The organism is Hyphomicrobium sp. (assembly GCF_019753045.1).
Lineage (GTDB): Bacteria > Pseudomonadota > Alphaproteobacteria > Rhizobiales > Hyphomicrobiaceae > Hyphomicrobium_B.
On the sequence record NZ_JAIELN010000006.1, the window covers coordinates 133,121 to 158,261 of the forward strand.

At 61.9% G+C, this 25,141-nt stretch carries 20 protein-coding genes, 1 other RNA gene and 1 pseudogene; 21 read left to right on the forward strand and 1 reads right to left on the reverse strand.

Annotation, left to right across the window (positions count from 1 at the left end; all coding sequences use genetic code 11):
* Positions 1-29: 29 nt before the first annotated feature.
* The 7 genes from K2Q04_RS07430 (at position 30) to rnpB (ending at position 7,664) form a co-directional block, all read left to right on the forward strand.
* Positions 30-758, forward strand: coding sequence for a DnaJ family molecular chaperone (locus K2Q04_RS07430; protein ID WP_291161356.1), 729 nt, complete (start codon positions 30-32; stop codon positions 756-758).
* On the forward strand, positions 755-1,525 hold the full coding sequence (locus K2Q04_RS07435) for an N-acetylmuramoyl-L-alanine amidase (RefSeq protein WP_291161358.1): 771 nt from the start codon (positions 755-757) through the stop codon (positions 1,523-1,525). The genes K2Q04_RS07430 and K2Q04_RS07435 overlap by 4 nt, the downstream gene beginning before the upstream one ends.
* Before the next feature lie 103 nt (positions 1,526-1,628).
* Positions 1,629-3,251: a phosphoethanolamine--lipid A transferase gene (locus tag K2Q04_RS07440; protein ID WP_291161361.1), complete on the forward strand. Its 1,623-nt coding sequence runs from the start codon at positions 1,629-1,631 to the stop codon at positions 3,249-3,251.
* 143 nt (positions 3,252-3,394) lie between these two features.
* On the forward strand, positions 3,395-4,225 hold the full coding sequence (locus tag K2Q04_RS07445; protein WP_291161364.1) for a pentapeptide repeat-containing protein: 831 nt from the start codon (positions 3,395-3,397) through the stop codon (positions 4,223-4,225).
* Positions 4,226-4,361: 136 nt separating this feature from the next.
* Positions 4,362-4,667, forward strand: coding sequence for a hypothetical protein (locus K2Q04_RS07450; protein ID WP_291161367.1), 306 nt, complete (start codon positions 4,362-4,364; stop codon positions 4,665-4,667).
* Positions 4,668-4,859: 192 nt separating this feature from the next.
* Complete coding sequence (locus K2Q04_RS07455; protein WP_291161371.1) at positions 4,860-7,067, forward strand: ethanolamine ammonia-lyase; 2,208 nt, start codon at positions 4,860-4,862, stop codon at positions 7,065-7,067.
* Positions 7,068-7,215: 148 nt separating this feature from the next.
* Positions 7,216-7,664: RNase P RNA component class A (gene rnpB / locus K2Q04_RS07460), an RNA gene on the forward strand.
* A gap of 293 nt (positions 7,665-7,957) precedes the next feature.
* On the opposite strand, the pseudogene K2Q04_RS07465 reads toward rnpB, so the two are convergent.
* A pseudogene (locus tag K2Q04_RS07465) lies at positions 7,958-8,539 on the reverse strand (DUF2189 domain-containing protein); the annotation flags it as partial.
* A gap of 658 nt (positions 8,540-9,197) precedes the next feature.
* Here K2Q04_RS07465 and K2Q04_RS07470 point away from each other — a divergent pair.
* The 14 genes from K2Q04_RS07470 (at position 9,198) to K2Q04_RS07535 (ending at position 25,133) form a co-directional block, all read left to right on the forward strand.
* Entirely contained in the window at positions 9,198-9,701 is a 504-nt protein-coding gene (locus K2Q04_RS07470) for a division/cell wall cluster transcriptional repressor MraZ (protein WP_291161373.1), read from the forward strand.
* Positions 9,698-10,732, forward strand: a complete 1,035-nt coding sequence (gene rsmH, locus K2Q04_RS07475; RefSeq protein WP_291161375.1) for a 16S rRNA (cytosine(1402)-N(4))-methyltransferase RsmH — start codon at positions 9,698-9,700, stop codon at positions 10,730-10,732. Before K2Q04_RS07470 ends, rsmH begins: the two co-directional genes overlap by 4 nt.
* Before the next feature lie 40 nt (positions 10,733-10,772).
* On the forward strand, positions 10,773-11,087 hold the full coding sequence (locus K2Q04_RS07480) for a cell division protein FtsL (RefSeq protein ID WP_291161378.1): 315 nt from the start codon (positions 10,773-10,775) through the stop codon (positions 11,085-11,087).
* Positions 11,077-12,798: a penicillin-binding protein 2 gene (locus K2Q04_RS07485; protein ID WP_291161381.1), complete on the forward strand. Its 1,722-nt coding sequence runs from the start codon at positions 11,077-11,079 to the stop codon at positions 12,796-12,798. Before K2Q04_RS07480 ends, K2Q04_RS07485 begins: the two co-directional genes overlap by 11 nt.
* A gap of 96 nt (positions 12,799-12,894) precedes the next feature.
* Positions 12,895-14,340, forward strand: coding sequence for a UDP-N-acetylmuramoyl-L-alanyl-D-glutamate--2,6-diaminopimelate ligase (locus tag K2Q04_RS07490; protein ID WP_291161384.1), 1,446 nt, complete (start codon positions 12,895-12,897; stop codon positions 14,338-14,340).
* 7 nt (positions 14,341-14,347) lie between these two features.
* Positions 14,348-15,766, forward strand: a complete 1,419-nt coding sequence (locus K2Q04_RS07495; RefSeq protein WP_291161387.1) for a UDP-N-acetylmuramoylalanyl-D-glutamyl-2,6-diaminopimelate--D-alanyl-D-alanine ligase — start codon at positions 14,348-14,350, stop codon at positions 15,764-15,766.
* A gap of 34 nt (positions 15,767-15,800) precedes the next feature.
* Positions 15,801-16,883, forward strand: a complete 1,083-nt coding sequence (gene mraY, locus K2Q04_RS07500) for a phospho-N-acetylmuramoyl-pentapeptide-transferase (RefSeq protein WP_092863047.1) — start codon at positions 15,801-15,803, stop codon at positions 16,881-16,883.
* A 37-nt stretch (positions 16,884-16,920) separates the two neighbouring features.
* A complete protein-coding gene (murD, locus tag K2Q04_RS07505; protein WP_291161391.1) occupies positions 16,921-18,336 on the forward strand; it encodes a UDP-N-acetylmuramoyl-L-alanine--D-glutamate ligase in 1,416 nt (471 codons plus the stop codon).
* The gene (locus K2Q04_RS07510) at positions 18,333-19,514 is read left to right on the forward strand and encodes a putative peptidoglycan glycosyltransferase FtsW (protein ID WP_291161393.1); all 1,182 of its coding nucleotides are present in this window, start codon (positions 18,333-18,335) and stop codon (positions 19,512-19,514) included. Before murD ends, K2Q04_RS07510 begins: the two co-directional genes overlap by 4 nt.
* Positions 19,515-19,525: 11 nt before the next feature.
* Complete coding sequence (gene murG, locus K2Q04_RS07515) at positions 19,526-20,653, forward strand: undecaprenyldiphospho-muramoylpentapeptide beta-N-acetylglucosaminyltransferase (RefSeq protein ID WP_291161396.1); 1,128 nt, start codon at positions 19,526-19,528, stop codon at positions 20,651-20,653.
* Positions 20,654-20,711: 58 nt separating this feature from the next.
* A complete protein-coding gene (gene murC, locus K2Q04_RS07520; protein WP_291161399.1) occupies positions 20,712-22,148 on the forward strand; it encodes a UDP-N-acetylmuramate--L-alanine ligase in 1,437 nt (478 codons plus the stop codon).
* Positions 22,148-23,125 (forward strand): UDP-N-acetylmuramate dehydrogenase, encoded by a 978-nt coding sequence (gene murB, locus K2Q04_RS07525; protein WP_291161402.1) that lies wholly within the window; start codon positions 22,148-22,150, stop codon positions 23,123-23,125. The genes murC and murB overlap by 1 nt, the downstream gene beginning before the upstream one ends.
* Before the next feature lie 44 nt (positions 23,126-23,169).
* The gene (locus K2Q04_RS07530) at positions 23,170-24,123 is read left to right on the forward strand and encodes a D-alanine--D-alanine ligase (protein ID WP_291161405.1); all 954 of its coding nucleotides are present in this window, start codon (positions 23,170-23,172) and stop codon (positions 24,121-24,123) included.
* Complete coding sequence (locus K2Q04_RS07535) at positions 24,111-25,133, forward strand: FtsQ-type POTRA domain-containing protein (protein ID WP_291161407.1); 1,023 nt, start codon at positions 24,111-24,113, stop codon at positions 25,131-25,133. Before K2Q04_RS07530 ends, K2Q04_RS07535 begins: the two co-directional genes overlap by 13 nt.
* Positions 25,134-25,141 lie beyond the last annotated feature (8 nt).

The following is a 25,141-nucleotide window of genomic DNA, read 5'->3' on the forward strand; positions in this document are numbered from 1 at the left end:
TTTGAGGCGAACATACCCACGGACCATCGATGCCTTGGCAATTTCTAAAGAACGCCGTTGCGGCGTATGGTGGAGGTCTGCGCTCCGCCCTCGAGCACGTCAAAGGGGCGTTCGGCCTGGAGGGCGCCGGTACTCCCGCTCAGTCGCGCGTTGCGTTCACGATTGCGGTCGTCGCCCTTGCAGCCAAGATGAGCAAAGCCGACGGCGTTTCGTTGCCGATCGAGGCTGAAGCTTTCAAGCGGCAGTTCCAGGTTCCCGATAGCGAATGCGCGCACGTTCGCAAGCTCTACGAACTGGCGAGCCAGGATGTCGCCGGTTACGAGACATATGCTGCGCAGATCGCGCGCATGCTTGATGGGCAGCCGGATCTCAAGATATCCGTCCTCGAATGCCTCTTTCATATTGCGAGCGCGGACGGCGTCCTGCATCCCGATGAGGATCGCTATCTTGCCCATGTGGCCGAGATCTTCGGATTGACGCCGGGCGAGTTCCGTTGCGTCAGACGCGGGTTCGTCGTCGATGCCGACGGTCCATACGAAGTCCTGCACGTTTCGCCGACGGCCTCCGACGCGGAAATCAAGGCACGCTATCGCGAGCTCGTCAAAGGTCATCATCCCGACGCGCTTGTCTCAAAGGGCGTGCCGCCTGAATTCCTCGCGGGTGCAGAGCGCCGGCTTCAGGCGATCACCTCGGCATATGAGGCGATTTTGGAAGAGCGCGGCCAACGCGTCGAGAGAGCGCTGGAACCGACGACGTGAGCTTTCCGTCCGACACACCACTTTCGCACAACATTCATCCGGCCGAGAACCGCGAGGCGCGGCGTGGCGGCGCGAAGCCGTCGCTGCTCATTCTGCACTACACGGGAATGTCGTCAGCGGCCAAGGCGATCGACTGGCTCGGGCGCGCCGAAAGCGGCGTCTCGTGCCACTACGTCGTCGACGAAGCGGGGCGCATCACGCAACTCGTGCCGGAAGAGCAGCGCGCGTGGCACGCGGGCGTTTCGTATTGGCGCGGCGAGACCGACATCAACTCGCATTCGATCGGCATCGAGATTCATAATCCCGGTCATCAGCACGGGTACCCGGATTTTCCGCCCGACCAGATGGCGGCCGTCGTGGCGCTGTCGAAAGATATCGTGCACCGCCATCGCATCGCGCCCGAGAATGTTCTTGCGCATTCCGACGTGGCTCCCGGCCGAAAGATCGATCCCGGCGAAAAGTTCGACTGGCTGCTGCTGGCGAAAGAGGGCCTTGGCCTCTGGGTGCGTCCGTCGCCCGTTCGCGCGGACGATCCTGGCCTCGGGCTCGGGGACACCGGTTCGCGGATTGCGCGCACGCAGGAGCGCCTTGCGTCCTACGGTTACGATGTCGAGGCGACGGGCACGCTCGATGCGACCACGGAGAAGGTCCTCAAGGCGTTCCAGTTGCATTTTCGTCCGCGCCGGGTCGACGGCCGGCTCGACCGGTCAACGGAAGTGACGTTAGAGCGGCTGATCGAAGCCTCCGGTAAGCGCACCGCCGCTTGACGGGCGTCAGCCGCTGATGTTGATGCGAGACCGTGCGCCCACCGAGTTCGCGCATTCCGCAGAGGGAGCGGAAAACTCAAGCAATACCGAAACGGGATCTACCTTGTTCAAACCGCGGCGGCCAGAGTTCCTGGCGCTTATTGTTGCTATCTATGTGGCGCTGGTTCTCAATCAGCCCTTCTGGCGGAAATTTGCCGCTGTGGTCGCTCCGTCCGATCTCGGCGATTGGCTGTTCGCCGGGGCAGTAGTCGTGGCCTCAGTGCTTGTCGCATATCTTCTGTTGCTGGCGTTGTCGGCTAAGCCACTCCTGCGCATCCTCTTGCTGATCGTGTTGCCGGCGATGGCCGCCGCCGCATACTTCATGAGCGAATACGGCATCGTCATCGACGTGCATATGGTTCGCAACGTTTTCGAAACCGACACGCGCGAAGCGAACGATCTCATCACGCTCAAGCTCGTTGCGTATGTCGTTCTGCTCGGCCTGGTACCCGCGGTTCTCTTCTGGCTCGTGCCGTGGACGAAGCGATCGTATCGCGAGGAGACGGCAGCCAAGCTCAAGGCAGCCGCCGTTTCGCTTTTGCTTCTCGTCGCCGTGATGCTGCCTGCATGGGGCAATTTCATCTCGCTTGGCCGCGACCATCGCGAACTCAAGATGACGCTGACGCCCCTCAATATCGCTTCGGCGCTAACAAGCTATTGGCGGCAGGAGAAGCGCAAGCGGCCCAGGACCGTCACTGCCTACGGTGAGGATGCCCATCAAAGCGTTTCCGGCGGTTCTCGCAAATCGCTGTTCGTCATCGTAGTCGGCGAGACCGCGCGCGCCGATCATTTCGCGATCAATGGATATTCCAAGCCGACAAATCCCGGGCTTTCCAAGATCAGCGATCTCATCAACTTCAGCCAGGCTTACTCGTGCGGTACGGATACGGCGCAGTCGGTGCCGTGCATTTTCTCGGGGCTTGGCCGCAATGGCTTCACGAACGCCAAGGCGGACGCGCGCGAAAATCTTCTCGACATCTTCAAGCGCGCGGGCCTCGACGTCGTGTGGCGAGAAAATCAGTCCGGATGCAAGGGCGTGTGCGCGCGCATTCCGACGGAGACGCTGACCGGTCACAAAGTTCCGACGTTCTATGCGAGCACCCAGAACTTCGATGATATTCTCGTCGACGGCCTCGATGCGCGGATCGCGAAGCTGGAGCGCGATACGGTGATCGTTCTGCACATGATGGGCAGCCACGGTCCGGCCTACTGGAAGCGCTATCCGGAAAAGTTCGAGACGTTCAAGCCGGCGTGCAAGGAATCGCAGTTCAGCCGCTGCGAACTTCAGGATATCGTCAACGCCTACGACAACTCGATCGTCTACACCGACCACGTTCTGACGCGTCTCATCGAAACGCTGAAAGGGGCGGCGAGCCACGGCGTCGATGCGGGCATGATCTATGTGTCCGATCACGGCGAGAGTCTCGGCGAGAACGGCATGTACCTTCACGGTATGCCGTACGTGATCGCACCGGAGGCGCAAATTCACGTGCCTATGGTCGTCTGGCTTTCACCGGAGCTGAAGGAAGCTCGCGGACTCGATCAGGGCTGCATGGTCAACCGCAGCGGTGGCCGCGTCGGGCACGACAATATTTTTCATTCGAGTCTTGGGATCATGGGTGTCGCGACCCGCGTTTACGATCCGTCGCTCGATCTCTTTGCGCCCTGCCGGAAGCCGGCGTCCTGATCCAATTCGAATGAGATAACGTAGCAGAGTCGTGCGGCGACGCGACGATTTCGCCTTGCGGCGCGACGAAAATGATATCCCCGGCGGATCCGGACTCATGCATGATCCGTCTGCACAAGGTTCGTTTGTTTGAAAGTTCAGGCATGATCCGCAGGTTGGCAGGTCTGGCGTTGTCGATCTTGGTCTGCAGCGCTGGTTTCGCGGTTGCGGATCAGCCCATCGGTCCAGTGCTGAAGAATGCGGAGATGAACGCCCGCACCATTACGACCGTGCTGTTTCAGGCGAAGCCCGGCGCGAAGCCCGACTTTTCGGGGAAGAATCTCGTCTATCTCGATCTATCCGAGCTGAATTTCAAAGGCGCGAACCTCGCGAACTCGGATTTCTACGGGACGGATTTTACCGGCGCTAATCTCAAGGGTACCGATCTCTCGCATACGCGGCTTGACCGTTCGGTTCTTATGCGCGCCGATCTTTCGGGCGCCAATCTGACCGGCGCGACGATCCTTCGTCCGACGATCTATGCGGATCTCTCCAACAACACGCTCGACGCGCCGCGCTTCGCGGGCGCGAATTTGACGGAAGTGCACGTGCAGGCCGAACTCTCGGGGTCCGATTTCAGGGGCGCGGATCTGTCGAGGGCGAACTTTTATCCGCTCGAGGGCCGCCCCGGGGAAGGGACGCTGGCGACAGCCTATCGCAATATTCTGAAGTACTGCGATTTCTCCGGCGCGCGGTTGCGCGATGCCAATATGGAGCGCGCCGTGTTGTGGTTTGCAAAGTTCACCGGCGCCGATCTCAAGGGCGTCAACTTCAGGGATGCCGATCTCTCTCGTGCGGACTTCGCGGGCGCGGACATTTCCGGCGTAGACTTCACCGGGGCTGATCTCGACGGTGCGAACTTCGTTGGCGCAATCGGGATCACCGACGTCATAGGTCTCGACCGGGCGATCAATCTCGATCGCGCACTCAGATAGTCGCTCGAGAATTTCCGCGTGGCTGACGCGAAGCTGACTTATGCGCCAATCCGGCAAATGGATATGGCTTTTAACGGTTGTTAAACTGTTTATTCTCAATCTATTAACGTCACATGAGATGACCGGGGGGGCCGACATGTCCGCGCAGATTCATGCCAAGGTGTTCAGTCAGCGTTCGGTTGCTTTGATTGCTCTTTCGATTGCGACCGCATTGCCTATCGTTTGGGCTTCGGCCGCAAATGCAGTCAGTCTTCGCGTGAAGCTCGCCTGCTCGCGTGATTACTATGCGCTCTGCAGCCAGTACGCATCCGATAGTCCTGAAGTTCGCCAGTGCATGCGCGCTGCCGGTGAGAAGCTTTCTCCCCGCTGCATCAATGCGCTCATCCAGGCGGGCGAGGTGAGCCAGGAGGAAGTTTCGCACCGCGCCGCCCAACTCCGGTAGGGTTTTGGCTGTCGCGTGCTCACCCCGGTGGGAAGCCGGCCGCACGCGACGGCCGTGGTTCCGATTGGTTTGATTAATAGGAACTTGACTTGCGCGCCACGAACTTCGTTTATGTTGATCTCCGTCGGCCGCAAGCCTGTTGACGCGTAACAGGCAGAACCATCGGCCGCGTGAGCAACGAGGGCGGTGCACATGGTCAACCTTCTGCCGTGGCGGCAAATCGAGGTTCCGGAACCTCGCGCGGATGAGTTCTACGAAATTGACCTGTTCGACCGGCGATACCGCTTTCATGGATTGAAGGCGCTGCTCGGCGCCGCCGATTTCGACAAGGCCGGGGATCGCAACTGCGGTCTCGCCGCGAAGGACGATGTGGAGCGCGAGGCGGCGCGGTCGATCCTCTCGGGTTTGACGCTTCAACACCTTTACGATCGCCCGCTGACGGACGATCAGGGCCGCGTCGATTCGGTGATGCGGATCAATTACGGCATCGATCGCGATACGTTCGCCGAGATTGCATCGAAGACGCTCGGCGAAATCAAAAATCTTCTGCTCAGGACGAAGGGCTCGGAAGCCAAGCGCATCGGCGGGGCCCTTACAGGCGTGATGGCGGCAGCGGTCGCCAAGCTCATGGACGTGCACGAGCTCGTCTATGCCGCGAAGAAACTCAAGCGGTCCGGTAAGGCTCGCACGCTCGTCGGTGCTCCCGGCACGCTGTCGTCGCGGCTTCAACCCAACCATCCGACCGACGATCTCGATGCGATGTCGGCATTGATCTATACCGGGCTCTCGATGGGATCGGGCGACGCGCTGCTCGGTCTCAACCCGGCGATCGATACGGTCGAGAACATCAGCAAAACGCTCAAACATCTGGACAAGCTGCGCCGGGAGACGGGTGCTCCGACGCAGATCTGCGTGCTGTCGCACGTCAAGACGCAGCTCGCCTGTCTCGAGAGCGGGGCGCCTGTCGAGATCATGTTCCAATCGCTCGCCGGCACCGACCGGACACTGGTCGAAGAATTCGACGTGACGGCCGACGTGCTCGACCAGGCCTATACGACAATGGCGAAGCATGGACCGCTGGCCGGCGAAGCGGCGCAGTTCATGTATTTCGAGACGGGTCAGGGCAGCGAGCTGACCTACAGCAAGCACAACGGCATCGACATGACGACGACGGAGGCGCTCTGCTATGGGCTCGCCCGGCGCTATGATCCGTTCATGGTCAACAACGTTACCGGGTTCATCGGGCCCGAGACGCATCGCTCGAATTTCGAAATGATCGTGTCGAACCTGCAGGACCATTTCATGGGCAAGCTCCTCGGCCTGCCGATGGGCATGGCGCCGTGCTACACGCTGCATTCCGAGATCACGATGGAAGGCCAGCAGATTGCCGCCGAACTGCTGACGGCGGCCGGCGCCAACTATTTCATGGACGTCTATCTCTCCATCGACCGGATGCTCGCGTATTTCGATACGTGCGGGCACGACGATCAGACGATGCGCGAAGTTCACGGGCTATCGCCTGCGCCCGAATACCTTGAATGGGCGATCGAGCGCGGAATTTTTGCGCGCGACGAAGATGGGGAAGTCGAGCGCGGTCCGAACTGGGGCAATCCGAAGATCTTCTGCTCGGATGAAGAGTTCGACCGGTTGCGCAAAAATCTTCCCGCCGCTTACGGCTTCGAAAGTGCCGGGCCGCGGCCGACGGAGCAGGTGTCGCGCGCGATCAAGGCGAACCTCGCGGCAGCGCGTGAAGCAATTTATGCCGAAGTCACGCCGGAGCGAATGGGCACAATCGATTTCCGGCGTGTCGCGACGTTGGCCGAGAGCAAGGAAGCGCATCTCAGCCATCCGGACCGCGGCGCGAAGCCAGCGGACGAGATGATTGCGGAATTGAAGCCTGAAAGAGCCGACGTGCAGATCATCGTCTCCGACGGTCTCTCGGCGGAGGCCGTGCATCACAACATTCCGGATCTTCTTCCGGTTCTACTCGACGGACTGAAGGAGCAGCGGATCTCGGCGGGCAAGCCGATCCTTGCGCCTTACGGACGTGTGAAGCTCGCCGAAGCGCTGGGCGACGCGTTGCAGCCGAAGCTCGTCATCAATCTCATCGGTGAACGGCCGGGCGGCGATGCTTTGGCGTCGCGCAGCATGTCCGCATACATAGCCTATCGTCTTGATGATGACGCGAGACAGGATGCGGTCAAATTCAGCGGCAATCCGGACATCCGCTACGAATATACGGTGATCTCGAATATCTATTCGGGCGGTCTGCCGCCTGCCGAGGCGGCGGTGCAGATCGCCGAACGCGTCAACCAGATCCTGACGGCGAAGGCTGCTGGAAATCGCCTGGAACGCGCCATCCACGACCGTTCGCACAATATGCGGGCGGCAGCTTTTTGATTGCCCCGGGCGGCTCCCTTTGATTTGATTGCCCCGGCGACTCCGCTTCGCGGAGCCGGCCGCCGGGGCGGCCTTGTGGCGCGCGCGCCGGCCGCTCGAAACGGTCACACCCCTTGACGTTTCGGCTCGCACGTCGCTTACTCGGGCACCAGCCGGCTGGACGGCCGCTGTCGGACTTCGTTGTGGCGAAGCGGGCTCTAAAGGCTCGCGAGCAAACACTTCCGGCAGAGGAAAGTCCGGGCTCCATGAGGAACACGGTGGCGGCTAACGGCCGCCGGGGGCGACCCCAGGGAAAGTGCCACAGAAAACATACCGCCAAGCCGGGCCGCCTTCGGGCCAAGTCCGTCGGTAAGGGTGAAAAGGTGCGGTAAGAGCGCACCGCGCTTCTGGTAACAGCAGCGGCAGGGCAAACCCCACCGGGAGCAAGATCAAATAGGGGTGGGCGCGCGGAGCGGGAAACCGCTGACGCAAGGCGCGTTCTTCACGCTACCCACCCGGGTTGATTGCACGAGGCGCCTGGCGACAGGCGTCCCAGATGAATGGCCGTCGCGGAGGGCAACCTCCAGACAGAACCCGGCTTACAGGCCGGCTGGTATTTCTTCATCGGCATCTTTGTTCGGAATGCGCTCCGGGGCGACGACGAGCTTCCGGTAGAGATGCCACGTCGCATGGCCGAGGATCGGCAGAACGATCGCCAATCCGACGAGCAGCGGTATTGCGCCGAGCAATAGTCCAACCGCAACGATCAATCCCCACAATGCAATCGGTCCCGGATTTTCGACGGATGCGCGAACCGATGTTCGCACGGCTGTGCCGACGCTTACGTCGCGGTCGACGAGCATCGGGAACGACACGACGCTGATCACGAGCACGACGAGCGCAAACATGAAGCCGACGAGGTTACCGTAGAAGATGAGGTCGGTGCCTCTCGAAGTGCTTGTCACTTCATGGACGAAGTCGGAAAGGGACGCCGGCCCACCGCCCATTATCTGCGTGTACATCAGGTTCGCGGCGTAGAGCCAAGCTACGAAGAGCGCCGCCAAAACGAAGCCCAGGGTCAAGATCCCGCCCATTCCGGGACGGTGTACGACCTCGATCGCCTGGGTCGCATAGGGATCCTGCCCCTCCTCACGCCTGCGGCTCAGTTCGTACAGTCCAATCGCAACGAACGGACCGAGCAGGGCGAAGCCTGCCGCCATCGGGTAGACGAGCGAGAGCAGCCCATATCCAAAGAGGATGCGCGCGAGGATGATGCCCACGATCGGATAGATGAAGAACGCAAAGAAGACGTGCGTCGGCATCGCGCGGAAGTCCTCGAGGCCTTCGAGGAGAGAATTCCAAACGTCGGTTGTCGATATTTTCCGGATCGCCGGGTCGGTATCGCGCCAGAGCACGGACGCGGGCCATCGCAAATTCAGGCCTGGGTAGGAATGGGAACGTGCGGCTCCTGATCGAGGAATGGGATTCGCCATAGCGGCACCTGTCGAGTTGGGGTGCCAAGGGATCGATTGAGGGATCAATCATCCATGGCACCGGATGTGGGCGCCCCCCATCGCCTGCCGATTAGAGGATGCGCCCTTATTCAAACGCTTCAAATCAGGTCTGCGTTACCGCTAATTATTTCCAAAAAATTCTATAATTTTCAGTATTTTATGCCATTTATATCAATCTCTGCTTGAGGTTTGAGGGAGCTTTATTGGGGATAGTTGATGCAATTCCGCTTCGCACCACCAAATATCCTTAATAATCCGTTGACGACCATCAAATCCCATGCGATCCCATAAAGGCCCGTCCGCACCGGGCAGGACACCGTGGCAGGGCGCCGGTTTGGTAGAGGGCCCAAAATCGAGCGACCGCCACGGCCCCTTTCTTTCTTTTGGTTTGTTTCGGGCGACACGCGTTCCGCGCGCCGGCCGCCCGAAACGAAGCCGGCCCTGACGGCCGGCTCTCCGCAAGGAGAGTCGGCAGGGCCACCAAAGAGTTTTGTTTCGGGCAACACGCGTTCCGCGCGCCGGAAGCTTCGATTTGGTCCCGGCGACTCCCCTTCGGGGAGCCGGCCGCCGGGACGGACTAAACGGACTAGAGCGTAGCCAGGTACCTGAGTGGAGGACGAAATTCGTTAGCTGAGGGATGGACCGCTTTGTCTCGACATTCACAAACAAGATCGACGCCAAAGGCAGGGTCTCCATTCCAGCCTCGTTTCGCGCCGTTCTCGAGCGCGACGGTTACGCCGGCGGAATCGCGGGCGGTCTCTACTGCTACCCCTCGCTCGACGCTCAAGCGCTCGATGCAGGCGGCGAAAGACTTGCAAAGAAAATCGACGGGCTTCTCGCGGGCCTGCCGGACTATTCGGATGAGCGCGATGAACTGTCTGTCGCACTCTACGGCGACGTCCAGGTTCTCTCGATCGATGGCGACGGCCGCATCGTCCTTCCTGAAAGCCTTCGCGCCCACGCCAACTTGGACGCCGCCGTCTCGTTTGTCGGCCTTGGTGAAAAATTCCAGATGTGGGAGCCCAAGCGCTTCGAAGAGCGCCGGGCCGAAGCACGAAGCAAAATCCAGGTAACGCGAAAACTTTTTGCAGCGGGGAGCCGCCCGTCAGGTGACGGCGGCGACGAGGGGGCACGGGAATGACGCGCGGTGGCGGGGCAGAGGGAGCCTCGCAGGGGCCGGCTGAAAAGCCTCCGCGCCACATTCCCGTGCTCGTCTCGGAAGTTCTCGAGACGCTGGCGCCGAAGGACGGCGAGATCTACGTCGACGGGACATTCGGAGCAGGCGGCTATACGCGCGCCATACTGGGTGCTGCAAACTGCCGAGTGCTTGCTCTCGATCGCGATCCGACGGCCATCGCGAATTCCACTGGTCTGGTGGAAGAAGCGGGCGGGCGGCTGAAGGTCGTGGAATCTCCGTTCAGCCAGATGGAAGACGCCGTCCGCGAGCATCTATCCGGCGTGCAGGTTGACGGCGTCGTTCTCGATATCGGCGTTTCGTCGATGCAACTCGATGACGCCGAGCGCGGGTTTTCATTCCAATCGGATGGGCCGCTCGACATGCGGATGTCGTCGTCTGGAATGAGCGCCGCGGATTTCCTCAACACGGCGGAAGAAGAAGAGATCGCCAACGTGATCTACACGTTCGGCGAAGAGCACCGTTCGCGCGCAATAGCTCGCGCCATCGTCAGGAAGCGGGACGAGGCAAGGCTTACGCGGACGCGGGAACTCGCCGATATCGTCTCGCATGTGTTTCATGGGCGGAAGGTCGACGGTCGGCATCCGGCGACGCGGACGTTTCAAGGCTTGAGGATTTTCGTCAACGACGAGCTTGGCGAACTTGCCAACGCGCTGTCGGCGGCGGAGCGCTTACTGAAGCCCGGCGGGCGCCTCGTCGTCGTCAGTTTTCACAGCCTGGAAGACAGGATCGTCAAGAAGTTTCTCGTCGAGCGGAGCGGGAAGACGGCGGGCGGTTCCCGGCACTTGCCGCCGGAATCGATAAAATCCCGCGATCCGAGTTTCCGAATTGTTAACTCCCGCCCGTTAACACCTTCTAAAGGTGAATTGGAAGTGAACCCTCGTTCGCGGTCAGCACGTTTGCGGGCGGCAACCCGCACGGACGCTGCAGTTTGGCCGTTGGACTTAGACGCAATGGGGGTCCCTCGACACCGCTAATGCTGAGCTTGGAGACAAGCTGAACGGGAATTGTATCAAAATGCGTCTCTTGAATGTTGCCGCCTTCTTTTTTGCAGTCGCAAGCGCGCTGCTTCTTTACGCATTGAATTACGATACGCGCCGCCTCGAAGCCGAGCTGCAAGCGAAAGAGCGTTTGGCCGATCGCGCACGCAGCGACATCGCCGTGCTGAAAGCCGAACGCGGCACACTCGCGCGCCCCGACAGGATCGATGATTTGGCTCGCCGGCTTGGTCTTGGACCGCCGAAGCCTGAGCAGTTCGCACACGGACGGGAAGTATCGGAACTTAACGAGCGGGAACTTAACGAGCGCCGGGGCAGCGCCGATGGCCGTTGATCGCGATGACGTTCTGATCAGGGGTGCGACGGCGCACATGGTCAGCAGTGCGGGGACGCGTGCGCCTCTCGGCCACGGAGCCACGTCGGGCGCTGCACGCCGTCGAGCGGAGGCGGCCGTCTACGGAGTTTTGTTTTCGGCCTTCATGGTCGTCATTGCCCAGCTTTTCGTTTTGGCTGTCGGGCGGCGTACGGATATCGCGCTCGCGATTTCCGAACCGGTGGCGGCGACAAGCTTCAGCCGTCCCGACATCGTCGATCGCAATGGACGGTTGCTGGCGACGGACCTCGAAGCGCCCTCGATCTTTGCCGATCCGGGTGTCGTCTTGGATCGCGACGAGGTCGTCGAAAAGCTTTCGACCGTGCTTCCCGATCTCAACGCAAGCGAATTGCTGCGCGCGCTTTCGGATAAATCGCGCCGCTTCGTCTGGGTGCGCCGAGGCGTATCGCCGGGCATCGCGCAAAGGGTGCACGATCTCGGACTTCCGGGTGTCTCGTTTCGCTACGAGCTGAAACGCGCGTATCCCGGCGGCAAGATGGCCGGTCACGCGCTCGGTTACGTCGATGTCGACAACCGGGGCGTTGCGGGTATCGAAAAATACATCGACGACAAGGTCGGCGTCGATCCTGTTCATTCGGCCGTACTTTCGAACCGGCCGCCGGTGCGTCTCTCGCTCGATATCGGAGTTCAGCACGCGCTCGAGGATGAGCTTGACGATGCCATGCGGCGCTATCATCCGGAAGGTGCTGCCGGCGTCGTTCTCAATATCAAGACGGGCGAAATTCTCGCGAGCAGTTCGCTGCCGCGCGTCGACCCCACATGGCCCGCGCAAACGCTCAACGACAAGCGCGTCGATCGCATGATGGGCGGCACCTACGAACTCGGTTCGGTGTTCAAAACTTTGACGGTTGCGATGGCGCTCGACGAGGGGCTCGCGAAACCCGACACCGTTCTCGACGTGACGAAGCCGCTCGAAGCCGGACGTTTCACGGTGACGGACATGCATCCTTCGCGCAAGCCGCTGACGGTGACGGAAGTGTTTACCCACTCGTCGAATGTCGGCGCCGGAATGCTGGCGCTGCAGGCGGGGCCCGAAAAGCTGCGCGCCTTCCTGCAGAAAGCCGGCCTTCTCGATCAATTGCAGACAGAGGCAGGCGCGGTTGCCAGCCCGCAAGTACCTCAGCGCTGGAACCGGGCCACGACCATCACGGCATCGTTCGGGCACGGCATCGCCGTCGCGCCGTTACAGTTCGCGGCCGCAGCCGCTACAATCTTCAACGGCGGCAAGACAGTTCACCCCACGTTTCTCAGGAAATTCGACGCGGGCACGGCCGACGGCAAACCCCTGATCTCCGCCGCGACATCGCGCCAAATGGCTGACATCATGCGCGCCAACGTCATCGACAAGGACGGCACCGGACGCAAAGCCGACGTGCCGGGCTACAGGGTCGGCGGCAAGACGGGTACTGCCGATATTGCGAGCAAGGGCGGCTATACGACCAATGCGGTCATATCGTCGTTCCTCGGCGCGTTTCCGACGGACGATCCCCAATATCTGACATTCGTGATGTTGTTCGAGCCGAAGGGCGTTGCCGACACGGCCGGGCACCGGACGGGCGGAACGAACGCCGCACCTGTGACGGGAGAGCTGATCGCTCGCGTCGCAGCTCAGCTCGGCGTTGCGCCGCAGCTCGAGGTCGTTCGTCAATAAAGGTATTTCGGCCGCATTTGACGACCTCGATGGGGCTTCGTATCAAGCGTCGGGCCGAACAATAGGCAGACGAACATAGGGGCGAAAAGCGGGGTCATGCGGCTTAGCGATGTGCTTCCAGCCGATATCGAATTGCCGCCCGGCGCGGCCGATATTCAGGTCACGGGCATCACCGCGGCGAGCGCCGCTGTCGGGCCGGGCGCAATCTTTGCCGGTCTTCCCGGCACCAAGGTCGACGGCGCATCGTTCGTTTCCGACGCCGTTGCGCGGGGCGCGGCCGCAATCGTGGTCGGAAAAAACAAAGGCGTGACGGTTCCGCCCGGCGTCGCGTTGATAGAAGTCGACAATCCGCGCGCAGTACTCGCGAAAATCGCCGCAAAGCTTTCCGGAAGGCAGCCCGCGTGTGCGGTGGCGGTGACGGGCACGAGCGGCAAGACGTCGGTCGCGGATTTTACGCGGCAAATTTTTACGGCGCTCGGCCATAGGGCGGCGTCGATCGGGACGATTGGAATCGTGAAACCGGGCGGCGCGGTCTACGGGTCGTTGACGACGCCCGATCCGGTGACGCTGCATGCGACGCTCGCGGCCCTCGCCGACGAGGGCGTTACACATATTGCATTCGAAGCGTCGTCGCATGGGCTCGATCAGCACCGTCTCGACGGCGTGGAGCTTTCGGCGGCGGCGTTCACGAACCTCGGCCGCGACCACATGGACTATCATCCGACGGTCGAAGCTTATCTCGATGCGAAGCTTAGGCTGTTCACGGAGCTTTTGCCGCCGGGCAAGCCTGCGGTCATCAATGCCGACGGCGCGTGTGCGATCGAAGTTATGGCGGCCGCCAACGCGCGCGGCCTTCGCGTGCTGACGGTTGGTGCGCTGGGCGACACTCTGAAGTGTACGTCCGTCAAGCGCGACGGCTTCCGGCAAGTCATCGGCATCGTTGCGGCTGGAAAAGACTATTCTGTCGATCTCCCGCTCGTCGGCGCTTATCAGGTCGAGAATGCGCTGGTCGCGGCGGGTCTCGCGATCGCCGTCGGCGAAGAGACGGGCGCGGTCTTGAGTGCGCTCGCAGGGCTCAAGGGCGTGCCGGGCCGACTCGAGATCATCGGCGAGCGAAATGGCGGCCTTGCGATCGTCGATTATGCGCACAAGCCTGAAGCACTGGCCGCGGCGCTCGACGGTTGCAGGCCGTTCGCGACGGGCCGATTGATCTCCGTGTTCGGCTGCGGCGGTGATCGGGATAAGGGTAAACGCCCGATCATGGGGCGGATTTCCGTCGAGCGGGCAGATGTCACGATCGTGACGGACGACAATCCGCGCAGCGAACAACCGGCTCAAATTCGAAAAGAAATTCTGGCCGGCGCGGCTGGCGCGCAAGAAATCGGTGACCGGGCGGAAGCCATTTCGACGGCGGTGAAAATGATGATGCCGGGGGATGTCGTGCTTGTGGCCGGAAAGGGCCACGAAACCGGCCAGATCATCGGCGATCGCATCGTGCCGTTTTCCGATCACGATGAAATTCGGCGGGCGCTCGCGAGTTGACGAATTGATGCAACCTCTCTGGTCCTCTTCCGAATTGAGTGCTGCGCTGGGCGTCGACGCCGAAGGCGGGTCGGGCGCTCCGATCACGGACGTCTCGATCGATACGCGCACGCTACGTCCCGGCGATCTTTTCGTTGCGCTAAAAGATCAGCGAGACGGGCATGAATTCGTTTCGGCAGCGTTCAAGGCAGGAGCTGCAGCGGCGCTCGTAAGCGAAGCCTATTCGCGACAGCCGGGAGACGGCGCTTTGTTCCGCGTCGCCGATACGCTGCGCGGGCTTGAAGCGCTAGGCGTTGCGGCGCGGAAGCGATTAGGGCCCGACGCCCGCGTCGTCGGCGTGACGGGAAGTGCGGGCAAGACCGGCACCAAGGAAATGTTGCGGGCGTGCCTGTCGCGGCTCGGTGCAACGCACGCGTCCGAAAAATCCTACAACAATCATTGGGGCGTGCCGCTGACGCTGGCGCGGATGCCGCGCGAGACAAAATTCGGCGTGTTTGAGATCGGGATGAATCATGCGGACGAGATCCGGCCGCTGACGAAGATGGTCAGGCCCGATGCGGCAATCATCACGACTGTCGAGGCGGTGCACCTCGAACACTTTCCCTCCGTCGAGGCTATTGCCGACGCCAAGGGCGAGATCTTCGAAGGTCTGGCGCGGGGCGGCGCGGCGATCATCAAATTCGATAACCCGCATGCGAGCCGGTTGAAGGCCACTGCGGAGCGGCTCGGCGCGCGGCCGATCACGTTCGGGTTCGATGCCGGCGCCGACGTCCGGGGATCGAATTTCGTCGCGACCGATACCGGCGGTGACATGACGGTCGCAACCGGCGGCGGCAGCTTCCCCGTCCATCTCGCTATGCCGGGGCGGCACATTGCGGAAAATGCGCTCGCTGTTGCCGCGGCACTTCATTCCATCGGCGTCGATGTGCGGAAGGCCTTAGAAGCGCTCGCAGATCTCGCGCCTCCGGGTGGGCGCGGTGCGCGCAGCACGCTTCATATCGGCGCCGGGGAGGCGCTGCTGATAGATGAGAGCTACAACGCCAATCCGGCCTCGATGAAGGCTGCCTTGGCGACGCTCGCGGGGGTGCCGCGGTCCAAATTTTCGCGACGTATTGCCGTCCTGGGCGACATGCTGGAGCTTGGCAGCGAGGCGGCCGCGCTTCATACAGGCCTGAAAGGCGCAGTTGACGAGGCTGATGTCGATCTGGTTTTTGCGTGCGGGCCGCATATGAAAGGCCTTTACGACGCCCTACCGGCGGCCAAGAAAGGCGGATACGCTTTGACGTCTCAGTCAATCGGGACCGTGCTTGCCGAGACTCTTCGTCCGGGAGATGTCGTGATGGTCAAGGCATCCAACGGGACGCGCCTTGGCCCCGTGGTCGCGGCGCTCAAGACGAAATTTGGAAAAGACGAGCCCGCCACCTAGCCGGCGCGGATCACAAGGGGAAAGTTTTCACCGCATGCTCTATGCGCTCGTCAATTTCAGCGATCAGATCAGTGCGCTGAACGTCTTTCGCTATATCACCTTCCGGACCGGCGGCGCGATCTTCACCGCTCTCCTGTTCGTTCTGATGTTCGGACCGGCGATCATCGATCTTCTTCGCCTCAAGCAAGGCAAGGGCCAGCCCATTCGCACCGACGGGCCGCAGACGCATCTTCTGAAACGCGGCACGCCGACGATGGGCGGCTTGATGATCCTCGCGGGCGTCACGGTGTCGACGCTGCTGTGGGCGCAACTTTCAAACGGCTATATCTGGGTCGTGCTCGGCGTGGCGCTCTCGTACGGCGCCATCGGCTTCTATGACGACTTCCTCAAAGTGACGAAGCGCACGACGGCGGGTTTTTCCGGCCGTATCCGCTTCCTGCTCGAACTCCTCGTCGCGGCGATCGCCGGGTTCGCACTGATGATGCTCAGCCCGAAAGGTCTCAGCACCGATCTGACATTCCCATTCTTCAAGGACTTCGTAATCAATCTCGGGCCGTTCTTCGTGCTGATGGCCGTGCTCGTCATCGCGGGAGCCGGTAATGCCGTCAATCTGACTGACGGCCTCGACGGTTTGGCGATCGTTCCCGTGATGATCGCGGCCGCGACGTTCGGCGTCATCGCCTACCTTTCCGGCAACGCGAAGTTTGCGGGCTATCTGCAAATCCATCACGTGCCCGGCACGGGCGAGCTCTCCGTCATATGCGGGGCGCTCATCGGGGCGGGGCTCGGGTTTCTGTGGTTCAATGCGCCGCCCGCGATGATTTTCATGGGCGATACCGGCTCGCTCGCCCTCGGCGGCACGCTCGGGGCCATCGCGGTGGCGATCAAGCATGAGATCGTTCTGGCGGTCGTCGGCGGGCTGTTCGTGCTCGAGACGCTCTCGGTTGTCATCCAGGTGCTGTCATTCAAATGGACGGGTAAGCGTGTGTTCAAGATGGCGCCGCTGCATCACCATTACGAACAAAAGGGCTGGAAGGAATCGACGGTCGTCATCCGGTTCTGGATCATTTCCGTCATTCTAGCGCTCGTCGGCCTTTCGACGCTGAAGCTGCGCTAGACGCCAAACGACGCGACATACGGTAGAGTCTCGCCCCATGATTCGCGCGACGTCTTTCAAAGGTAAATCGGTTGCCGTGTTCGGCCTTGGCGCCTCCGGGCTGGCGGCCGCCGAAGCGCTGCGTGACGGTGGGGCCATCGTTGCCGCCTGGGACGACGGCGTGGCTGCACGCGAGGCTGCGATTGCTCGCGATATCCCATTGACTGATCTTAGTGTGGCGGACTGGGCGGGCTATGCCGCGCTCGTGCTGGCGCCCGGCGTGCCGCTGACGCACCCCCTGCCGCACTGGACGGTCAAAAGGGCCCGGGAGAACGCCGTCGAGATCATCGGTGACATCGAGATTTTCGCGCGCGAGCGCGCGTTGCACGCGCCGGGTGCGCCCTTCATCGCGATCACGGGAACCAACGGCAAATCGACGACGACGGCGCTCATCACGCACATCCTTCGGCATGCGGGGCTCGATGCGCAGATGGGCGGCAACATCGGCCGTCCTATCCTCACGCTCGACGGGCCGGAGCCTGGCCGGTTTCATGTCATCGAGATGTCGTCGTTTCAGATCGACCTGACGCCGACGCTCGCTCCGACGATCGGCGTGATGCTGAACGTGACGGCGGATCATCTCGATCGGCACGGAACGATCGACGATTACGCCGCCATCAAAGAACGCATCGTTGCTGGGGCGGATATCGCGGCCGTCGGCATCGATGACGACTTCGGATTGGCGATGCTGCGGCGGCGCGTGCCTGCGGGTCCGGCCATTGCCTTCAGCGCCGAGAAATCGCTCGCACCCGGATACAGCCTGCTCGACGATACGATCGTGTGCGCCAACCGCGAAGGATTAGCCGTCAAACTCGGTTCGCTCAAAGGCATTCCTACGCTTCGGGGGCGGCACAACGGACAGAACGCTCTCGCGGCGGTTGCCGCCGTGCGCGAGTGCCTGAATGCGCTCGGTCATTCGACCGACCTCGATTGGCAAGGTGCGCTGTCGTCGTTTCCGGGCCTGCCGCACCGCATGGAAGAAATCGGCCGGATCGGCAAGGTTCTCTTCGTCAACGACAGCAAGGCGACGAACGCGGATTCGACCGAGAAGGCGCTGCTCTCATTTCCGCGCGAGGTCTATTGGATACTCGGCGGCAAGCCGAAGGCCGGCGGCATCGAAAGCCTCGCTCCCTACTTCGAAAGAATTACGAAGGCTTACCTGATCGGCGAGGCAACGGATGAATTCGCCCAGACGCTCGACGGCAAGGTTCCTTTCGTGCGGAGCGGCACGCTCGACGAAGCCGTTTGGGCTGCCTCAACTGATGCTCAGATGAGCGACGGCGACGAACCGGTCGTGCTGCTTTCGCCTGCGTGCGCAAGCTACGATCAGTTTCGAAACTTCGAAGTTCGCGGCGAAAGTTTTCGGGGGCTGGTCGCGTCGCTCCCCGGGATCGTGATGCGAGCGGCCCCATGAAGCTCTCGCGTGCAGACCGCAGTTTGCTCGCCGAATGGTCGTTCACGATCGATCGCAGCCTGCTGATCGCGCTCGTCTCTCTCGTCATCATCGGGGTCGTGCTGTCGGCAGCGGCGTCGCCCGCGGTCGCGTTGAAGAAGGGCTTGCCGGCGTATTACTTCGTCGAGCGCCATATATTCTTTGCGGCGCTCGGCACGGTTCTGATGATCGTCATTTCGTTTTTTTCGCCGGCCGGTGTGAGACGGCTCGCAGCCGGGCTGTTTCTCGCCGCCGTTGCGGGCATGATCGCGGTGCGTTTTTCCGGTGCTGAGATCAACGGCGCGCAGCGCTGGCTTAACATCGGCAGCTATTCGCTGCAGCCGTCCGAATTCGCGAAGCCGGCGTTCATCGTCATCATCGCGTGGCTATTCGGGGAGGCGTCGTCTCGCAGCGACATGCCGGCTCTGCCGTTCGGGCTCGCACTCTGGGCTTTTTTTGCGGGCCTTCTCGTTGCCCAGCCTGATGTCGGACAGACGGTTCTAATCAGTTCGACGGCCGGTCTTCTTTATCTGCTGGCAGGGCTGCCTGCGGTCGGTGCCGGGATTCTCGTTCTCGTGGGAAGCGGCGGCATGTGGCTCGCCTACGAATATTTTCCGCACGTGCAATCGCGGTTCCTGAAATACTTCGGTTCGGCGCCGCTCGAGAGTTCGCAAGCGGGGCGCGCGATACAGTCTTTCGCTGAGGGCGGGCTGTTCGGCCGGGGGCCGGGCGAAGGCACGATCAAGTCCATCCTTCCGGATGCCCACACCGATTACATCTTCGCGGTGATCGGCGAAGAGTACGGAGCCATCGCCTGCGTCGCGCTGCTTGGTGTCTTCGCGTTCATAACCATCAGGGCCATGCGGCGGGCGGCGGGAGAGCCGAACGCGGCCGATCGGCTGGCCATACAGGGCCTGGCGCTTGTCTTTGCGCTGCAATCGCTGATCAATATAGGTGTGAATATCGGCCTTTTGCCACCGAAAGGCATGACGCTGCCATTCATCTCGGCGGGCGGATCGTCCATGCTGGCGCTGTCGATAACGGCCGGGATGCTTTTGGCGCTGTCGCGCCGGCGGCCCGATCCGCAGCGCCTCAAAAAGCCGCGATGGATTCCGGCCATCGACGAAGTACAAATCGCGGGACCTAATCCGAAGTCATGAGCGAGATTTGAATGACCGGCGTGCAATCGATAATGCTTGCCGCAGGCGGAACGGGGGGACATCTCTTTCCCGCATTTGCTCTTGCCGAGGAACTCAAGCGTCGCGGCATCGCCGTCGACCTGATGACCGACATGCGCGGCGATCGCTACGGCAGCGGTTTTCCGGCGCGTCAGGTCTATCAGGTTCCTTCGGCGACCTTGGCATCGCGTGCGCCGTCCGACATCGCCAAGACCGCTAGTGCGCTCGCGCGTGGAACGCGGGCGGCTTTTTCTGTCCTCGGTGCGGTCAAGCCTTCGGCGATCATCGGCTTCGGCGGTTATCCGACATTTCCGCCGCTTCTCGCGGCGCGGTTGCGGGGTATTCCAACGGCGATCCACGAGCAGAACGCAGTGCTCGGACGTGCCAACAAGCTGCTCGCCAAGCGCGTGACGGCAATCGCGACGTCGTTCGAGCGAACCAAGTTCCTCGAAGGAACGCTCGCTGACAAAGCTGTTCTGACGGGAAATCCGGTTCGCCAGTCCGTGATCGATGCGGCGGCGCGGCGTTACGAGGCGCCGACGAGCGACGGCGTCATTCGCATTTTGATTTTTGGCGGCAGCCAGGGCGCGCGCTTCTTCTCCGATACCGTGCCGCTCGCACTTTTTGCGCTTCCCGACCACATCCGGAAGCGTCTGCGCGTCGTGCAGCAGGCGCGGGAAGAAGATCTGGATCGGGTGAAAGAGGCGTTCGTCGAGGCGAGCATCAGCGCGGAGGTTGCGCCTTTCTTCGCCGATCTTCCGGCGCGGATGGCTGCGGCTCATCTCGTCATCGGCAGGGCCGGCGCATCGACTGTCGCGGAACTGACCGTTATCGGGCGGCCTTCTATCCTGGTGCCGTTGCCGCATGCGCTCGACAACGATCAGCTGAACAACGCTCGCCGGCTTGCCGAATCAGGGGGTGGTTGGTGCTTCGAGCAGCGAAATCTGTCGCCTGAACGCATCGCGGACGAGTTGGAAAAGCTTTTGCAGGCGCCGGGCGCCCTTGCGACTGCGGCGAACGCGGCTAAAACCGCGGGACGCCCGGACGCCGTCCGGAATTTGGCCGACTTTACTCTCGCTTTAGCGGGACGGAAGTATTCTGGTGCCGGGCGTGAGCGTTAGAGCACCTGAAGATCGTGATCCGGCGTTCGACATAGACTCATCGAGGTAATTTCCATCCATGCAGATGCCCCGCGACATCGGGCCTTTCCACATCATCGGAATCGGCGGCATCGGCATGAGCGCCATCGCCGAAATTCTGGTCGCCAAGGGCTATACGGTCCAAGGCTCGGATCAGAAGGAAAGCGCCAACGTCAAAAGGCTCCGGGCCAAGGGCATCCGGGTTTTCGTCGGCCATGATCCGGTTAACCTCATCGGCGCGCGTTACGTGGTTATCTCGACGGCGGTGAAGCCACTCAATCCGGAACTCATCGCCGCCCGCCAGAAGGGACTGACGATCATCCGCCGCGCCGAGATGCTGGCCGAGCTGATGCGGCTCTATTCGACGATCTCGGTCACCGGTACTCACGGCAAAACGACGACGACGTCGCTCCTCTCGCATATCTTCACGGAAGCGGGTGAAGAGCCGACGGTCATTACAGGCGGCATCATCAACTCGTGGGGGTCCAACGCACGGCTCGGCCAGGGCAAGTGGATGATCGTCGAGGCCGACGAAAGTGACGGCACCTTCACCCGGCTGCCGACGGAAATCGGTGTGGTCACGAATATCGATCCGGAGCATCTCGATTACTTCGGCTCGGTCGAGGCGATGCACCGCGAATACGAAGCTTTCCTGCGAAATATTCCGTTCTTCGGGTTGGCGGTTGCCTGCATCGATCATCCCGTCGTCAGGGACATGGTCGCGCGGCTGAACCTCAGGGCGGACGGTCGCCGGCTTTTGACATACGGGCAAAGCAAGGACGCCGACCTCGTTCTCGAGTCCGTCAGCATTTCCGGCAATACGACGACTTTCGACGCGAATTTGGCGGCGCACGTGAAGGGCGGCGCGAGACGCCTCGAGGGCTGGTCGGTGCCGATCCCCGGTTCGCACAATGCGCTCAATGCGCTTGCGGTGATCGCGGTCGCGACGCATGCGGGTTTGCCGGACGCGAAAATCAAAGCGGCGATGGCGGGATTTTCCGGCGTCAAACGGCGCTTTCAGTTTGCCGGTGAATGGAATGGCGTCGGGATCTACGACGACTACGGACACCATCCGGCGGAAATCGCGGCCGTGCTCGCGGCTGCGCGGGGCGGCAGCAAAGGCCGCGTGATCGCCGTCGTCGAGCCGCATCGATATACGCGCGTGCGCGACCTCTTCGACGAATTCGCCCAGTGCTTCAAGGACGCCGACAGCGTCGTCGTTGCGCCGCTTTATACGGCGGGCGAGAGCCCGATTGCCGGCGTCGATAACCGTACGCTGGCGGAGCGGATCAGAACCATTGGTGGGCGTCCGGCGGAAGCCGTCGATGATCCGAGCCTTCTCGTACCCGTGATCAAACGCCTGGCGCGGCCCGGCGATATCGTCGTCTGTCTCGGCGCCGGGAATTCGACCGAATGGGCGAACGCGCTTCCGGGATGGCTGGCGGAGACGCCTCAACGGACCGGGAGCGAGGGCTGATGTTTGCCGATATCACGGGCGAACTCATTGCCGCGATGCCCGATCTGCGCGGACGATTGAGCCCGAACGCCTCGCTCGCCGACGTTACGTGGTTTCGTGTCGGCGGACCGGCGCAGGTGCTGTTCACGCCGGCCGATGAAGCGGATCTCGCGTATTTCCTGAAGCATAAGCCGCGCGACGTTGCCGTTCAGGTTGTCGGGCTCGGGTCGAACCTGCTCGTCCGCGATGGTGGCGTTCCGGGTGTTGTTATCCGCCTCGGCCGTGGTTTTGGTGAGATCAAGGTCGACGGTCAACGATTGCGGGCGGGGACGGCCGTTCCGGATGTCAAAGTTTCGCGCGCGGCGGCCGAAGCCGGAATTCGCGGGCTCGCGTTCTACCGGGGCATTCCAGGCTCGATCGGCGGCGCGCTGCGCATGAATGCGGGCGCGCATGGGCGGGAGACGAAGGATTGCCTCGTCGGTGCGCGGGCCGTCGACCCGCAAGGCAACATTCATGTGCTTTCGCTTGCCGACATGGGTTTCACCTATCGCCACTGCGGCATCCCGAAGGATTGGATTTTTACCGAGGCGACGTTCGAAGGCGAGCCCGGCAATCCGGCCGAAATTCTCAAAGAGATGGACGAAGTCGCCGACTATCGTGAGAAAAATCAGCCGATCAAAGAGCGGACGGGCGGTTCGACCTTCAAGAATCCGGACGGACACAGCGCTTGGAAGCTCGTCGACCAAGCGGGCTGCCGGGGCATGCGCGTCGGAGGAGCGAAAGTCTCCGAGATGCATTGCAACTTTTTGATCAACGATAAACAAGCCACCGGCGAAGACGTCGAAGCGCTGGGCGAAACGGTGCGCGCGCGTGTGTTGGCTTCGTCCGGCATCACGCTCGACTGGGAAATCATTCGGGTCGGCGTGCCGAAGCCCGGGCGCCCTACCGGCGAAGCGCTGGCGGCTGAACGCGCGGCTATTCACGCGAACCAAAACTGATCAAACTGCCCACCGATGTTTCCTTTGACGTAAGCGAGCCAGCCATGAATGAACTCGGCCCGGTACCAAGCCGCACGCACAATCACGTCGCCGTCTTGATGGGCGGCCTTTCCGCCGAGCGCGAGGTGAGCTTGAGTTCCGGCGCGGCTGTTGCCGAGGCGCTGTTACGCGAAGGCTATACAGTCACGGAAATCGACGTCGAGCGCGACCTGGCCTCCAGGCTTCAGGAACTGAAGCCCGACGTGTGTTTCAACGCGTTGCACGGCAAATTCGGCGAGGACGGCTGCGTGCAGGGGGTACTCGAACTCCTCGGTATTCCGTACACGCATTCGGGCGTGCTCGCCTCGGCCCTTGCCATGCACAAGGAGCGGGCCAAGGACATCATGAAGCTCGCGGGTGTCCCCGTTGCAGAAGCCGTGCTCGTGACGCGCGGGGAGGCGCTGGAGGGCCATGTGATGGCCACCCCATATGTCGTGAAGCCGCTCAAGGAGGGGTCGAGCGTCGGCGTCGTCATCGTGCAGCCGGGGGCCGACCGGCCGCCGAATTCCATCGCCGCGGGCGGTTCGCTCGACGAGGTCGTGATGGTTGAGCGGTACATCGCGGGCCGGGAGCTAACCTGCGCCGTCATCGGCGATTTTGTAACGGACGTGATCGAAATATCGCCGCTCAGAGGGCTCGCTTTCTACGACTACGAGTCGAAGTACGGTCCGGGCGGCTCCAAGCACGAGCTGCCTGCACAACTTTTACCAGATATTTACCAGTTGGTCCGTTCCTTAACCTTAAGGGCGCATCAAGCTTTAGGCTGTCGCGGCGTATCGCGGGCTGACTTCCGCTTCGACGATACCGAGGGCGGAACCAACGAGCTGATCTGCCTCGAAGTCAACACTCAGCCGGGCATGACGGGAACCTCTCTCGTGCCTGAGCTGGCGGGGTATGCCGGCTGGTCGTTCGGTGACCTCGTCCGATGGATGGTCGAGGACGCGAGTTGCAACAGGTAGAGAGCAAGCAACGGTTCTGGTGGCGGGCAGCACACGATGCGCCAACGCCTGAACCGGATGCTGCTCGCTGGACCGAACAAACGAGCCGGACCGCGGAGGCGCGCAGCCCCGCGACGCGCGGTAGAAGCGCCACAAACCGCACGGCCAAGCGCTCGCCTTTGGATCTGCAAATTCCACGCGGAGAACGCCGCTTTCGCGGTTCGCGCCGCAATCAGCGCTGGATGAAGCCGGCGCCTATCGCCGCCGCTGCAGTCGTTGCCGTCTGCGCGGGTGCCTTCGCTTTGTCGTTCGACAAACTCGCGGCGATCGATTTTGCGGCAAAAGCCAACGACGTGATGATTGCCGCCGGATTCGGAATCGATCAGGTGAACGTTTCCGGCCAGCATTACGCGTCGGATTCCGACGTGTTCGACGCGCTCGATTTGCCGAACGTGAAGACATTCGCGGCGTTCAATTCGGACGCTGCACTGAAGCGCATCGAACGGATCGCGTGGGTCGATACGGCGCAAATTACGCGCGTTTATCCGGGGACTCTCGACGTCGTCATTCGCGAGCGGACGCCGGCTTTCATGTGGCAACGGGGGGAAACGAACTTCCTCGTCGATGCGACCGGGCGCACGCTCGGGCCTGCTGCTCGCGCGAACAATTGGAACTTGCCGCGCGTCGTCGGCGAAGGCGCGGACACCGAAGCCATTCTGATGCTTTCGGCCTTGCGGCAATACCCGCAGATCGAACGCCAATACGCCTATGGCGAACGCATCGCCGAGCGGCGCTGGCGGATCGTGCTCAAAAATGGAACGGCACTGGAACTTGGCGCCGATCGCGAGATCGAAGGTTTCCAAGAAGTCGCGACGGCGCGAGAGGCCTCGGCGGCGCTCAAGGGAGCACCGATGGTCGTCGATGTTCGGACGCCCGGCCGGATCGCGATCCGGCCTTTGGCCGGCAATTCCGCACGGACGGCTTCCAACGCTGGCGCGCGGACTATTTCACTCGCTTCAGAACGGCCCTAACGGAGATA